Source organism: Methylibium sp. Root1272 (assembly GCF_001425905.1).
GTDB lineage: Bacteria > Pseudomonadota > Gammaproteobacteria > Burkholderiales > Burkholderiaceae_C > Methylibium.
Genome location: NZ_LMDY01000012.1, coordinates 566,713 through 579,600 on the forward strand (window position 1 = coordinate 566,713; position 12,888 = coordinate 579,600).

Consider the following 12,888-nt stretch of genomic DNA (forward strand, 5'->3'; position numbering starts at 1 on the left):
GCGGCAGCACCAGTACCGCTCTGGTTGGCGAAGGTATCAAGTCATTTGTGGGGGTGTTGGCGACGATCGCCAAGCGTAAGTGTGATGACGGCTTGCGATCCATTGCGGGGGCGGACATAGATAGCCATTTCGCCGGAAAGCGGTCACATGGATACGCTGATCGACCATCGGGCCTCAAATCCTCATACGGCGAACTCAGCACCCCCGTGCATCTTGACGGCGATGACAGCGTCATACTGCTGCAGTGAGCGCGTCCGAAGGGGCCAAGGTTCACACCCACGGATCATGGTCAAGATACTTTTTCGCGTACCGACGGAGCTAGGAGACCCAGGCAAACGGCTTATCGGACAACAGCGGGCAGTCTGCTCCCAACGACGAGATCCGTTGCTTCAACGCAGCGGCGACATCCTTCTCGATTTCATGCTTAAAGCAAACTGCGGCTGATGCGTCCGCCGAGGTGTTGGAGGCAATGGCTTTGCGAACGATCTCAAAGCCCCATCGTCCGACCAAGTGCTCCAGCGTCTGCTCCAGACAGGCAAGTTTGCCGTGAAGTGCGGTGCGGGCTGGACTGGTTGTTGATAACGCTCCGAGCGCGCGCAGCGCGTTCTTGTCGCCCGTGTCGACGAGTGCGGCGTCATAGTGCCCGGCCGCAGCAAACAGCGTCGCCTCGCCGACATCGACTGATGTCACGTCTGCAAGGGCCGCCAAAACGGTCTTGCTGAAGCCAAGTGGAGGCTTGCAGACTTTCACAAACTCGACGAGTTGCTCGACGGCCTTCTTCGATCCCAGCATCGCTGCTGCATTGTCCGGTTTGGCTAGCTTGAAGCGGTACCGCAGGGTCTGGACCGTGTACAGCTCGGCCTTGCCTTGTTTGATCAGGTGCTGCGTCAGACGCTCCAGCATCCCCCACTGGGCGAACTTCACGGCGATGTCGCAGTCGATGTAGACCTTCATCAGCTGACCAGCTCCATGGCGGTCAGGCGGGCGAGGTGGTCGCGGCCATCCGCTGAAAGAGCGCTCGCGTCAATGTGCGCCTTGGCAACATCGTTGATGACGACGGGGGCGCTCTGAGTGGTCATAAGATATTTGAGCGCCATGTTGGTGAGCTGCCAGTCCTCCGACAGGCGGCCCCAACCAAGAATGACTTGTCCGGCGTCGAGTGGTTTGTCCCGACAGGCCCTGAGTGCGGCGACGGCAAGCGTCAATTCGCTGTACCTCGGGCCCAAGAGCGACCGACAAGTCGAGAGCAAGAGGTCGCCGCCAAGCACTGTCATTGCGAAGGCGTCTGCCTCGATCTCGTCGTCATCCGAGAAGGTTCTTTGGTCGTCTACCGGAAGGGCTTCATCCACCAAGACCGCATTGTTAGCGGCTTGGAGATGCCCCGACATGACATGGCCCAGCTCATGGGCGACAAGGTATGCCAGCCTCGCCGGCGCCTGCTCCTTGCGAACGACCATCGTCACTGGGCGCTGACCCACTCGCACACACATGGCATCCGGCCGCCGCAGACCGTCCGGCCAGCCGGTGACGTGCACGACGGGCAATCCATGGGACCACATCCAACCGCAGAGGCTATCGAGGCTCACTGCTGAATTCGTTGCCAGCAGGTCTTGCCGCAGACTCGCTGCGGATATCGAGTCGACCGGCGGCCTATGTTCGACAGCATTGGCCAGCATCTGCGCCAGGCCATGTCCGATGCTCGCTGCCACTGCAAGCTGACTGGAGCCATCCGGGTGCACAGTCTTGAAGCGCTGCGTTGTCTCCCGAAAAACCGGGAGTGGCACGGCCGCCTGGAGGCTTGCAAGCGAGACGTTGAGGCGCCTAGCCAGGAGCATCTGCAGCTCCAGCAGGCCACCTTCTTCACGTGCTGCTTCATCCTCCCACCACTCAGGCATCAATCGCCGCACCTGAGTAGCTGACAGCCCAAGACCCTTGAAGGACCTGAAGAGTCGGAGGGCAGGGTTGTCAGTGGTCGCCATTGGGTTTGCGGTTTTTCAGTGCGCGTGAGGCCCCATGTGCCTCTAGCGTCGCGCCAGCGTGCAGGAGTCTAGCGATCGAATTGGCATGCTCCTGAGTGCCATCCCAAACGTCAAGAACTGCCTGGATCAAGGTCTCTTGCCCTCTGCTAGAAGGCGCAGGTGTATCAAAGGCTATGCGGGCAAATTTGCATAAAGCCCTATGAGTCCGCGAGATGCGAACGGGGTTGGAAAGCGCTCGGCTGATAGTTGGCTGAGGTAGCCCTGTGAGACGAGATAGATCAGTTTGGCTATACGAGTTCGTCTCCATGAAGGAGCGGAGCTCCTGCACTAGTCTTCGTACTTCCATGCATAAATAATATCATAATGCATAGGTGCCACTACACTGCGTGCCCGCAACGCACCCATCACTTAGCCGGCCCCATGGAATCCATCGCCCACGACCACCAGCTGCGAGCGCTCCTGAAGTCGCACCTCAGCACGCGCGTGGGCGATGACGACCTACTTGTCGACGAATTTTCCCTCGCGTATGGCACCGTGCGCGCCGATCTTGCGCTCGTCAACGGTCATCTCGAAGGCTTTGAGATCAAGGCTGGCAAAGACACCCTCGAGCGCCTACTCAACCAAGTAGAGTCCTACGGCAAGGTCTTTGAGTACTCGTGGGTCGTGACGACGGAGGGGCACCTGCGCGCTGCTCGCGCGCTCGTGCCCAAGCATTGGGGTCTATTGGTTGCGGTTGCGGACTTTGATGGCAGTCGCTTGCGGCAGGTCAGGAAGGCTCAGCGCAACCGGGGACTCGAGGCTGAACACCTAGCTCGGCTGCTTTGGCGCGATGAGGTCATGGTCAAGCTTGAGGAGCTCGGGCTCAGCACGGGCTTGAGGAGCAAGCCCAAGGTAGCACTTTTTGCAGAACTTGCGAAGGCATTGCCGGTTCAGGATCTCGCCGCCTATGTTCGCGGATGCCTCAAGGCCCGGAAGGATTGGCGAGTTGATGCAGGACCACATGGATATGGTGGTTCGTTGCGTCGCGCCGCCAGATAGTCGCGTTTCCGGGCTTTGCCTTCGGGTTCGTGGCCTTGTCGTCATGGCTGGCGTCGCCAGCACTGAAGCTCGCAGTCATGAAAATCGGCAGGGCTGTTAGCAGCTGACACAAGCTGATGTATTGGCCGTAGCCGTACGTGGTCACGCTCCCTGCCTTGAAAACATGCCACTCCTTCCAGTGGGCGTACCGCAGGTTGGCCGACATCTTCAATAGTCTTGGATCCCCTTCGAACGCGTCGATATGGCTGACGCCGTAGTCGCCGAAGAGGAGATCATTCCCTGGGATGCTCACGAGAGGCTTAACTGCCTTGTAAAGAGACCAATCCTTGCGCGGAATCTGATGGGTGCCCTTAGAAAGTCCCGCCAAGTTCTTGGGGAAGGCTCCAGAAAGCAGACTGATACGGCGCCAGGAGCCGAGCGCTGCAATCGCGTCCAGGAATGATGCAACGGTCGCGGCGATCGGCTTGATCTCCCACGTGCCGACATGTCCAAGGTCAAGAACCGCGTCAACGTCGGTGTGCTCGGCTTTTAACTCTGCCAGTGTGTCGTCGAACCACTTTGCGACCTCCTTGATCGGAGGAAGCTCATCAGCCGATTGATCCGCGACGTATCTAAGCATCCAGCGCGTTCTCCCGTTAGATTTCGCCGCCTTACGCAGTTCGGCAATCTCGAGCGAGTCGGCATACGAAGACACGACGGGAACGGCCTCAACGCCGGCGATCCACAGGCGGTCGAACAAGTAGCGCCAAGCGAAGGTCTTTCCATTCGCAAGTCGGTCGTCGTCAACCATTGGCTGATCAACGGCGATTTCCTGCACCTTGCCCCAGCTCTTGATCGTCGCATCAACAACATCGTCAATGTGTTGATCCCAGGTTTTCTTGTACTCGTTCTTCTTCCAATCGATTGGCAGCCCCGGAACCTCGGCTATGGGCAGTGTCTTCGCTTTCTGCACAGCTGTCAGAGTCTTGACTGCATCCTGCTCGCCAAGTTTCCACTTGAGGGCAGGGGTGTAGACAATCGTGTCCTGTTCTGTCGCCATGAATGAATCTCCTCCGGCGTTCTTGTTGCATACCAATGGACTTATGCCTGATAGCTGCGAGCCGCCTACGCTTTTCTCGAAAGGTACCACGAGAGAAGAAAATGTGTATGATTTCTCGCGGAAGACGCATTGGCTATAAATCTACGCCTCGTAACATGAGTTTTCCATAGGGAGGGCTCATGGCAACGACAGTACAAGAATACGCAGCCGAGATCTGCGTGAAGCAGCTCGTGCACTTCACGCGCGAGAGCAGCCTTGATTCCATTCTGCAGCGAGGTCTCATCACGCGTGACACTCTCATTCTGGAGGGATTCGCAGGCTTTAACGACAACGTACGTGCGGACTTCACACACGCGGTTTGCGTGTCGGTTGGATTCCCGAACTACAAGATGTGGTTCGGGATCAAGAAGGACAACCCAGATCTCGATTGGGTGATCTTGGTCATCGAGCCCACTGCATTGTGGGAACTCCCTTGTGCGTTCTGTTCGGCGAATGCTGCACTTGGGGCTGTTGCGTCCATCCCTATCCTTCAGCGTCAAACGCTGCAAGCTTTCCAGGTCATGTACGCCGACGTGCCAGGCAAGGAGCGGGTGAAGTTGGACATCCCTGGCTATTGGCCCACGAACCCGCAGGCTGAGGTTTTGATGCTCCAGGGCGTTCCGAGGAACTACATTCGGGGCGTGATCGTCTTAAACAACATTCAAGAACTACGACTCCGAACGAAGTACCCAGGTCTGCAGATTTGGGTGCGTGCTGGCTATTTCCGGTATCGCAAGGACTACGCGTTCTGGAAGGCTGGTGTCTGACGTGGCGACCCGCCCGATCTTCACACCATCTACAAGCGGCAAGCTGCTCGTGTCGACTCATCACGTTGATTTCGAGTGGTTCCCGGGCATGGCGAAGTTGCAGGCACAGAGATCCATTGAGTCTTTGCACCAGAACGCGATGCGACAGATCGGCGTTGGCAAAGTCCTTGAGATTTCGAGCAAGTCACTGGACGAGCTTGGCGTCGCCCTTAGTGCCTTCAATCTCATGATCACGACACCCAAAGGCCGTGAGTACAGTCTTGAATGCGCGTATCAGTCGGCCAAGGTCTTCGAACGTGGAGGGCCGTTCCTTGATCTGCGAGAGATGCGTTCGATCGATGCAAAGCGTGATCCTCGATTGCTCCAAAATGGGCGCTTGATCAAGTTCAGCATCTATGGAACTGACTGGGATCTGCAGCCACGAACTGCGTTCTATGACTGGCTTTACATCAATGCGCTGCACAAGTGCCCTGCCCTTGCAGAGCAGGTGCTTACCTACCGAGCGTTCTCCGACATTGCATTCAACCCTGAGCGATCCATAAACTGCCAAGCGTACGCGGCTGCGTTATATGTATCACTGCACGAGCGGGGCTTGCTTACATCCGATGTGCTGAAGGACAAAGGTACATACCTCGCGGTGATCAACACAGGTGCGATCAGCAACGCACATGAGGATACGGAGATTCAAACAAGAATTGATGAATAGCAGCTGGATTCCAATAGGTATTTCCGTGGGTTAAGGCATGCAAGGCCTGATGCGCTGATGGCGCACATCCAGATCAATGCAAGCCGGTTGGAACTCGTTGAGTCCGGCCACCGTTCTAGCTCGCCGTAGGCAGGAGTTCGAATTCGGTTGATCCTTGCGTCATGCTCAAGGGCATCTGCGAAATACAGAACGAAACCGTAGACAGCTACGCCGCTCGATGCGGCATTGCCCCAGCCGATCCAAGACCGGCCAGAGGCCGGGGATTGGTTGTGGTCGATGGTGTTCCTTTACCCCAACGACCTGAGTGAACGCTTCCGCTGCGAAGCGCTAGCGGATATGCCTCAGCGAAGTCGCCCGACAACTTCAAAGGCTCTGAAGTGTTGTCTGCCGCGAGCGCGAACCACCTGGTCGCTGACGGTCGAGTGATAGGTATTGAAAGTGCAACTGAGACTCCTCACGGCAACGATCAGTGCTCGCATCAGCCGTCATCTGGTTATTAGATTTGAGCTTCTCAGGTCAGACTTCGATGGTGTACGTCAGGTATCTGTGACTAACAAGTAATGGCTGAGAGCTGCCGCTAGAAGTTCAGCGTCTGCTATCTTTTTTTTGAAATTCTGACTAGGCCGCCAACTGCTCAGGCGTCTTGCCAGTGGCGATCGCATCCAGGAACCACTGCGGCCGGCGACCATGGCCGGTCCAGACGTTGCCGTCGCCGTCCTTGAACTTGATGTTGCCGGCCTTAGCCTTGCGACCCTTCTTGGCGGCCGTCTTGCGGCTGACTTTCGTCGCCGCAGCCTTCGGCCCCTTCGCACTCAATCCCAGATCCGCTGCCGTCAGCCCATACACGGCAATCGCTTCCTTGATCCGGGCAATGACCGCGCCGGCTTCCTTCTTCTTGATCTGATTGGCTTGAGATTCGAGCTTGGCGATTTGCTTCTGCAGTTGGCTGAGTGTGGACACAAGAACTCCTTGAGTACGGTAATGACCATAAAGGATAGGCCAAACGCCCATAAAGTTCATTCCAAAACGCACTGGATAGTGCATTTGGCCCAATTCGGAACACTCAGTACAACAAAGTGAGCGGCTAGGATCTCGCCATGACCAACACGTCTGATCTCGCTCCTGTCGTCCTGCCTCCGGCGTCCCGCGGATTTCCCTGGGCGACAGCCGCCAAAATCGCCGCGGCGGCCAGCGCCGTCGGCGGCGTGCTGCTCCACCTCATCGGGGCAACCGCCAACCAGGCCTACTACGAACAGTGGGGCCTCGATCCGGCGATGTTTCCCAAAGCGACCGATCTCACTTTGGTTCTGGGTTACCAGGCCATGCTCGGCGGATTCGCCAAGTTCGTCGGCTTGGTCATTCGCGATTACTGGCCATGGCTCTTGGGCTACGGCATCGTCATGGGGCTTAGCCTCTGGGGCGCGGAAGTGGCCGCCGGACGCGGCTGGTTCGAACCCATTCGGTCCACACTGGTTCGAAAGGAGAAGGTCGTCCGCATCGTGACGGTGATAGTGATCTCCATCGTGCTCTTCGCCGTTGCGGTCCCCGTTGCAATCAGTGCGGCATTCCTCGCGTTGGCTGGACCTCTGACAGTTGGAGACGCCTACGGCAGGCAAGTGGTCGAGGACCAGCTGACCGACTTCAAGCTGGGTTGCTCTAACGTGGCCGCGCGGGCTCGTTGTGCCACCGTGACCCGCAACGGTGATTTGGTCGGGCAGGGCTACCTGATTGGCGCATCCGAGACCCACGTCGCGCTCTTCAGCGCCGAGAGCAACCGCACGATGGTGGTCGAGCGTGCCGACCTGCAGATCGTCGGGGCTCCCCGCTTGACGGCCTACCCAAAGAACTGGCCGACCGCCGACATCAAGTAGCGGAGTAGGGCGCGTACACCGGGCTTCTCAGCCCTGCGCCAGCAGATCGCAGACATCCACCCCCAGGGCGGCCGCCAGCCGCTCCACGTTGTCGAGCGACACATTGCGCTCGCTGCGCTCGATCGACCCCACGTAGGTCCGGTGCAGCTCCGCCAGGTCGGCCAAGCCTTCCTGCGACAGCCCACGCTCCGCCCGAAACGCGCGCAGGTGCCGGGCGAGCCGATTCCGCGCTGATTCGACCTTGAGCTTGCGACCCGACATGGGGCGCAAGGTTCTTATTCAGATGACTTTAGGTCTACAGACGTAAAGTAGCATTTGGCAGCTTAGCTCGAACCATCAAGGTTCAGGTGGCCGGTCGTTGATCCGTCGCACGAAGTCGACATCACCCCTCCATTCCATTCGACTCTTCCCCCACCCCAAGGGACAGTGCGACCCGTCCTGGACCCCCAGCCTTCACCTTCACCCTTTCACCTTTCAACCTTACCCCGGAGACCCCCGTGGCCACCCTCAACGCCAAACCCGTCCGCCTGCTGATGCACGACATGGCGGCGGCCTTCGCCCTGCAGCCCGGCGAAGCCTTCTCCCGCGACCGCGCGATCCAGTGGTTCGCCGAGCACTACCCCAACATCAAGGAAGGCACGGTGGCCGCCCACCTGATCCGCCTGTCCACCAACGTGCGCACCCGGCTGCACTACAGCGCCCGCGACGACGGCTCCGACGACCTCTTCTTCAAGATCGACGCCAGCCACTTCCGCCTCTACGAGCAGGGGAGGGATCCGGTCCCCATCACCTCCGGAACGCCCGTCCCCGACGAAGCCGAGGTCAGCGTCGCCGGCCCCAGCCTGTCCGACGAGTTCGCCTTCGAGCACGACCTGCGCGACTACCTGGCCCGCAACCTCCAGGCCCTGGAGCCCGGCCTGCGCCCCTACCAGGACGAAGGCATCACCGGCGTCGAGTTCCCGGTCGGCGGCCGCTTCATCGACATCCTGGCGGTCGACAGCGCCGGCGACTACGCCGTCATCGAGCTCAAAGTCTCCAAGGGCTACGACCGGGTCGTCGGCCAGCTGCTGCGCTACGTCAACTGGATCAAGCAGCACCACGCCGAGCCCGGCCAGCAGGTGCGCGGCATCATCGTCGCCAAGTCCATCAGCGAAGACCTCCAGCTCGCCTGCACCGGCCTGCCCGACGTCTCCCTCTACGAGTACAAGCTTTCGGTGGAGGTGCAACGTGTCGGCCTCTAAGCCCTCCAGCGGCCTGCTGGCCGCCACCCTCCTGCTCGGCGCCTGCGCCACCCCGGTCGCCCTGCCACCCCACGTCAGCACCCGCAGCTCCGAGGCTGGGGCCTACCTCGACCGCATCGACCTGTCCTACCCCACCGGCAGCCCCCAGGACTTCGCCCGCCTCAAGCTCTGCGTGGCCGAGACCATCAGCAACGACAGCGTCGGGCTCAAGGACGCGGTCGGCTCCTTCGTCGGCGTGACCGGCACCTACTACCAGGCCCAGAACCAGCAGACCGCCGGTGGAGGCAGCGTCTTCAAGTACATCGACGACGCCAGCCGCACCGCGATCGTCAGCGGCACCGTGAAGGCCCAGAGCTCCATCCTGTTCACTTCGGAGTACGTGCGCTACGAACTCAAGGCCAGCACCGCCAACGGTGCCCAAGGCGTCCAAGTCGGCCTGGTGTTCTACGCCATCACCCGGGCCCAGCAAAGCACCGGGGTGCTGGCCAACGACGGCTTCGTGCCGGTCGGCACCATCCCGGGCGCCCGGCCGCTCGAGGTCGTGGCGACCCTGGAGGCGGTGGCCGGGCGCTTGCGGAGCTGCATGAAGTAGCGGAGGAGGGGGCTGAAGGGCGTCTGGGTCTCAGGGCGCTCCTCATCCTCAGTTCCTCAGTACCCCGGCGGGTAAGCGTCTGGCGGAAGATCGGGTGGCAAGATGATCCGTGGACGCGTTGCGGGGGCCTGCGACAGATCAATCGGTGGAAGCAGGCTTACCGGAGGACCCCACCGGACTTGGGGCAACTTGCTCCCCGTGTCGGAGCTGGTGTGTTCGTCCGGGCCGAGATGGGCGTTGGACGACGGGTTGGCAAGATTGGCCAGACGCTCCTCTTCAAGCCGCTCACGTATCTCCTCCGCCTCACGAAGCTGGTCGAACGCGTCCCGCCTGGCCAAGTCCATCAGGCGGCTCAGCTCCTCGGTGGTGATACCTCGCTCGAACATCTCGACGACCTCGTCGATCGACTCTCCGCGCGGGACATTCACCACGCCTCCTTGGATCAGCGGCCAGTACTCGGTTTGCAACCCGGCGCTCTGGGCAGCATTGAGCATCGCGACGGTTCGGGCGTGAGATCGACGCTCACGCTCCATCAGCCTGAACGCCTCGGTATTGCCTTGCACGGCCAGCTTGCGCAGAAGCTTGAACAAATATTCCCGGCGCGAGACGGGAAGTTCGTAGATCGAGCGCGGATTGCGACCGACCTGTTCGTTGAGGACGTCCTGGATGATCTCTAGATAGGTTCGATTGCAGGGGTTCTGGCTCATGGCCGCACCTCCCCGTGGTGAGGGTCACGCAGCTCGCGCTTGATTTTGGCTTGCTGCGCCATGGCTTCCTTTTGCCAGGCTTCCACCTCGGCCATGGCGGGCACGAACAGCAAGCCTCCCGGGTGTTTGGACTTGTCGAACGGCTTGACCGCCTCCTTGGGATCGATGCCCAGCTTCACGACCTCTTCGAGCATCAGTTGTCGTTCTTGCTCGAACACAACACCGATCGCCTTCAAGCACGTCTTGGGGTCACCGGACGAGGCCGTTCTGATCAAGCCGCGGCAGGCGGCCTCGAAGCCGGAGATCCTCACCTCCTTGCCATTGACGACGGCCGTGGCACACAACTCCTGGTACATCCGCTCGACGATGTTCTCCGCCAGCTCCGGCACTTGCAGCTTGCGCGGCCGTCCCTTCGGATTGCCCGACTTGCCTTTGGCGAACTTCGTGTGTTCCGGCGGCTTGCGATAGCCGGACGCGTAGGGGAGGGTGTCCGGCGGCAGTCGGAGTTCCGGTGGGGACTCGATCTGTTGCTGGATCTTGGCGGTCGGAGTCTTCTTAGCCATGGCTCACCTCCTTCCGCTCAGCCGGCTCCGCCTGCCGCCGCTCCGCCGCCACCTGCGCGAACGTCCGCTCCGACCCACCCACCAAGGCCGGCCCCACGCCCAGCCGCTCCCAGCGCCTGACGATCACGTCCACGTAGCGCGGATCCAGCTCGATCAGCCGCGCCCGCCGCCCGGTGTTCTGGGCCGCGATCAAGGTCGAGCCCGAGCCCCCGAACGGATCGAGTACCAACCCCCCTCGGTGCGAGCCATCCTGCAGCGCGTCAGCGATCATCGATACCGGCTTGACCGTCGGGTGCATCTCCAGCCGCTGGGCCCGGCCCTTGGACGGCGTGTTCGCCCCGGCGTAGTTCCAAACATTGGTCCGGTTGCGCCCATGCTTGCCCAGCTCGATGTTGTTGATGTGCCCGGCCGTCCCGGCCTTGTAGACAAACACCAGCTCGTGCTTGGAGCGGTACAGCGAACCCATCCCGGCGTTCGCCTTGTTCCACACCACCAGGTTCTTCAGCTCGGCGTAGGTCCCCTGCTGGGCCGCATGCATCTCCCCCAGATGCCGCCAGTCCATGCAGACGAAGTGCAGCGATCCGTCCACCGAGTGCGCCACCAACTGGCTGAAGATCGTCCGCAGGAAGGCGGTGAACTGCTCGCACGACATCTCCCCCGAGGCCATCACGAACTCGCCATGGCGGCCTTGGCTGCTGACGTTGCCGGCGATCGGCACGTTGTAGGGCGGGTCGGTGAACACCACCTGGGCTTTCCCCCCGTCCATCAGACGCTCGTAGCTGGCCGGATCGGTCGAATCACCGCACAGCAGCCGGTGGGCACCCAGGTCCCACAGATCGCCCACCCGCGACACCGGCGGCAGGTCCGACACCACGGGGGCCGGCTCCTCCTCGTCGGCCAGCATCGGCGACAGGAAGCCGTCCAGGGCCGGAGTGTCGAAACCCGTCAGCTGCAGATCGAAGTCCAGATCGGCCAGCTCCTCCAGCTCCACCCGCAGCAGCTCGTGGTCCCAGCCGGCGTTCTCGGCCAGGCGGTTGTCGGCGATCACGTAGGCGCGCACCTGGGCCGGGCTCAGGTGCGCCAGGCAGCGCACCGGCACCTCGGCCAGGCCGAGCTGCTTGGCGGCCTCCAGGCGGCCGTGGCCGGCGATCACGCCGCCGGCGGCATCGACCAGGATCGGGTTGGTGAAGCCGAACTCCGTGATCGACGCGGCGATCTGGCGGATCTGCTTCTTCGGGTGCTTGCGGGCGTTGCGCGAGGAGGGGCGCAGGGACGTGATGGGCACCAGTTGGATGGGTGCCAGTGCCTCGGAAGGCGGGGGAGCAACAACACTGTTCATCGGCAAAACCTCGATCAAAAAGACTCTGAAACGAGAGCCTTTGACGAAGACGTGCATCGGCTCCCGTGAAGGATGTGCCGACGCATCTCTCCCATGAGCGATGGGTCCTGTTCGACCGGGTATCGATGCCGGCTCAACGCCTGCAGCTAGCCCTGCTGAACAGTCCCGGAGCTTTCCAAACTGGGTCCGCGTGCTCCGAGGTTGCAGATGAAATTCTGAAGCCGGTGGCGTAGCAAAAGAGCATCTTGATAACAGTTGAAGGCGAAAAAAACTTCGAACTGTGGCTCGAATCCAACCGCATGTTTTTGAGCGTTTTTAAAAAAATCGCGAACGTCATTTTTTTAGATAGATCGCCGCCAGCCGTCACGGCTTGGCGTCTGGATCGGCTTTGGCCGATGATCGAAACTTCGATCGAACGACAACATCGAACCTGGACGCAACGCTATGACCACGACCAAGAAGGACAAGACGCACGGCAGCACCGCCGACGCGAACCAGGCGTTCACCGGGGCCGAGTTGTTGGCGGCGTTCTCGGCCGCCGTCGCCGGTGGGAAGACAGCGCAGGAAGCGGTGAAGCTGATCGCACCGCTGATCAAGGGGGACGTGACGCTGCTGGTCCAGGTGCTGCGGGGTGGCACAACGGGCACCAACCACGAGGTGAGCTTCAGGCTGACGAACCCGACAGCGCACGGCCTCTACCTGCAACGGGTCTCGATGGTGTCACCGGAAGACGTCCCGGTCTCGCTCCTGCACTACCAAGCCGGGCGGATCGGCATGAATGATGACGGTGGGCACTTCGTTGAGCTGCCGCTGCCCCGCTTCGTCGAACCAGGGAGCAGCCTCGAGCTTCGATGCGTGTTCGATGTCGCCCAGACCCGGGCGCGGATCTTCAACAAGGGCTACGGCAAGATCAAGTTCACCTGCGACGCGATGACGGCGATGGATCCGGCCGATACGGTGGTCGGATTCCTGATCCGGGAAGAGGCGGTGTGAGTCACCCACCACCT

The 12,888-nt window shown here is 60.8% G+C and carries 16 protein-coding genes; 7 read left to right on the forward strand and 9 right to left on the reverse strand.

What is annotated here, in order from left to right; all coding sequences use genetic code 11:
• Positions 1-318: 318 nt before the first annotated feature.
• The 3 genes from ASC67_RS08510 to ASC67_RS21260 all read right to left on the reverse strand — a co-directional run bounded on the left by ASC67_RS08510 (position 319) and on the right by ASC67_RS21260 (position 2,325).
• Positions 319-954, reverse strand: coding sequence for a hypothetical protein (locus tag ASC67_RS08510; protein WP_056317867.1), 636 nt, complete (start codon positions 952-954; stop codon positions 319-321).
• Positions 954-1,895, reverse strand: coding sequence for a hypothetical protein (locus ASC67_RS20520; RefSeq protein ID WP_156466698.1), 942 nt, complete (start codon positions 1,893-1,895; stop codon positions 954-956). Before ASC67_RS20520 ends, ASC67_RS08510 begins: the two co-directional genes overlap by 1 nt.
• A 70-nt stretch (positions 1,896-1,965) precedes the next feature.
• Entirely contained in the window at positions 1,966-2,325 is a 360-nt protein-coding gene (locus ASC67_RS21260) for a helix-turn-helix transcriptional regulator (protein WP_156466699.1), read from the reverse strand.
• A gap of 74 nt (positions 2,326-2,399) precedes the next feature.
• On the opposite strand from ASC67_RS21260, the gene ASC67_RS20530 reads away from it, so the two are divergent.
• The gene (locus ASC67_RS20530; protein ID WP_162245619.1) at positions 2,400-3,017 is read left to right on the forward strand and encodes a sce7726 family protein; all 618 of its coding nucleotides are present in this window, start codon (positions 2,400-2,402) and stop codon (positions 3,015-3,017) included.
• Here the strand turns inward: ASC67_RS20530 and ASC67_RS08525 are convergent.
• Positions 2,941-4,056, reverse strand: a complete 1,116-nt coding sequence (locus tag ASC67_RS08525; protein ID WP_056317875.1) for a beta family protein — start codon at positions 4,054-4,056, stop codon at positions 2,941-2,943. The two genes, ASC67_RS20530 and ASC67_RS08525, sit on opposite strands and share 77 nt — an antisense overlap.
• Positions 4,057-4,235: 179 nt before the next feature.
• Between ASC67_RS08525 and ASC67_RS08530 the strand changes: the two genes are divergently transcribed.
• Together ASC67_RS08530 and ASC67_RS08535 are read left to right on the forward strand one after the other, a co-directional pair.
• A complete protein-coding gene (locus ASC67_RS08530) occupies positions 4,236-4,862 on the forward strand; it encodes a DarT ssDNA thymidine ADP-ribosyltransferase family protein (RefSeq protein ID WP_056317878.1) in 627 nt (208 codons plus the stop codon).
• A complete protein-coding gene (locus tag ASC67_RS08535; protein ID WP_235566261.1) occupies positions 4,855-5,568 on the forward strand; it encodes a DUF6977 family protein in 714 nt (237 codons plus the stop codon). The genes ASC67_RS08530 and ASC67_RS08535 overlap by 8 nt, the downstream gene beginning before the upstream one ends.
• A 618-nt stretch (positions 5,569-6,186) precedes the next feature.
• On the opposite strand, the gene ASC67_RS08540 is transcribed toward ASC67_RS08535, so the two are convergent.
• Complete coding sequence (locus ASC67_RS08540) at positions 6,187-6,528, reverse strand: H-NS family nucleoid-associated regulatory protein (RefSeq protein ID WP_235566262.1); 342 nt, start codon at positions 6,526-6,528, stop codon at positions 6,187-6,189.
• A 137-nt stretch (positions 6,529-6,665) separates the two neighbouring features.
• Between ASC67_RS08540 and ASC67_RS08545 the strand changes: the two genes are divergently transcribed.
• Entirely contained in the window at positions 6,666-7,439 is a 774-nt protein-coding gene (locus ASC67_RS08545; protein WP_056317887.1) for a hypothetical protein, read from the forward strand.
• Positions 7,440-7,466: 27 nt separating this feature from the next.
• Here ASC67_RS08545 and ASC67_RS08550 read toward each other — a convergent pair whose 3' ends face one another.
• Positions 7,467-7,700 carry a helix-turn-helix transcriptional regulator gene (locus tag ASC67_RS08550; protein ID WP_056317891.1) on the reverse strand — a complete coding sequence of 78 codons (234 nt, stop codon included), beginning with the start codon at positions 7,698-7,700 and terminating at the stop codon, positions 7,467-7,469.
• Between the two features lie 236 nt (positions 7,701-7,936).
• Between ASC67_RS08550 and ASC67_RS08555 the strand changes: the two genes are divergently transcribed.
• Positions 7,937-8,680, forward strand: a complete 744-nt coding sequence (locus tag ASC67_RS08555; RefSeq protein ID WP_056317895.1) for an endonuclease NucS domain-containing protein — start codon at positions 7,937-7,939, stop codon at positions 8,678-8,680.
• Entirely contained in the window at positions 8,667-9,272 is a 606-nt protein-coding gene (locus tag ASC67_RS08560; protein ID WP_056317897.1) for a hypothetical protein, read from the forward strand. Before ASC67_RS08555 ends, ASC67_RS08560 begins: the two co-directional genes overlap by 14 nt.
• 56 nt (positions 9,273-9,328) lie before the next feature.
• Here ASC67_RS08560 and ASC67_RS08565 read toward each other — a convergent pair whose 3' ends face one another.
• From ASC67_RS08565 to ASC67_RS08575, 3 genes are read right to left on the reverse strand one after another with little or no spacing between them, the layout of a single operon-like run.
• Positions 9,329-9,979, reverse strand: a complete 651-nt coding sequence (locus ASC67_RS08565) for a hypothetical protein (protein ID WP_056317899.1) — start codon at positions 9,977-9,979, stop codon at positions 9,329-9,331.
• On the reverse strand, positions 9,976-10,542 hold the full coding sequence (locus tag ASC67_RS08570; RefSeq protein WP_056317903.1) for a DUF5681 domain-containing protein: 567 nt from the start codon (positions 10,540-10,542) through the stop codon (positions 9,976-9,978). The genes ASC67_RS08565 and ASC67_RS08570 overlap by 4 nt, the downstream gene beginning before the upstream one ends.
• Complete coding sequence (locus tag ASC67_RS08575) at positions 10,535-11,827, reverse strand: DNA methyltransferase (protein ID WP_200946851.1); 1,293 nt, start codon at positions 11,825-11,827, stop codon at positions 10,535-10,537. Before ASC67_RS08575 ends, ASC67_RS08570 begins: the two co-directional genes overlap by 8 nt.
• Before the next feature lie 498 nt (positions 11,828-12,325).
• Between ASC67_RS08575 and ASC67_RS08580 the strand changes: the two genes are divergently transcribed.
• Positions 12,326-12,874, forward strand: a complete 549-nt coding sequence (locus tag ASC67_RS08580; RefSeq protein ID WP_056317908.1) for a hypothetical protein — start codon at positions 12,326-12,328, stop codon at positions 12,872-12,874.
• Positions 12,875-12,888: the final 14 nt, after the last annotated feature.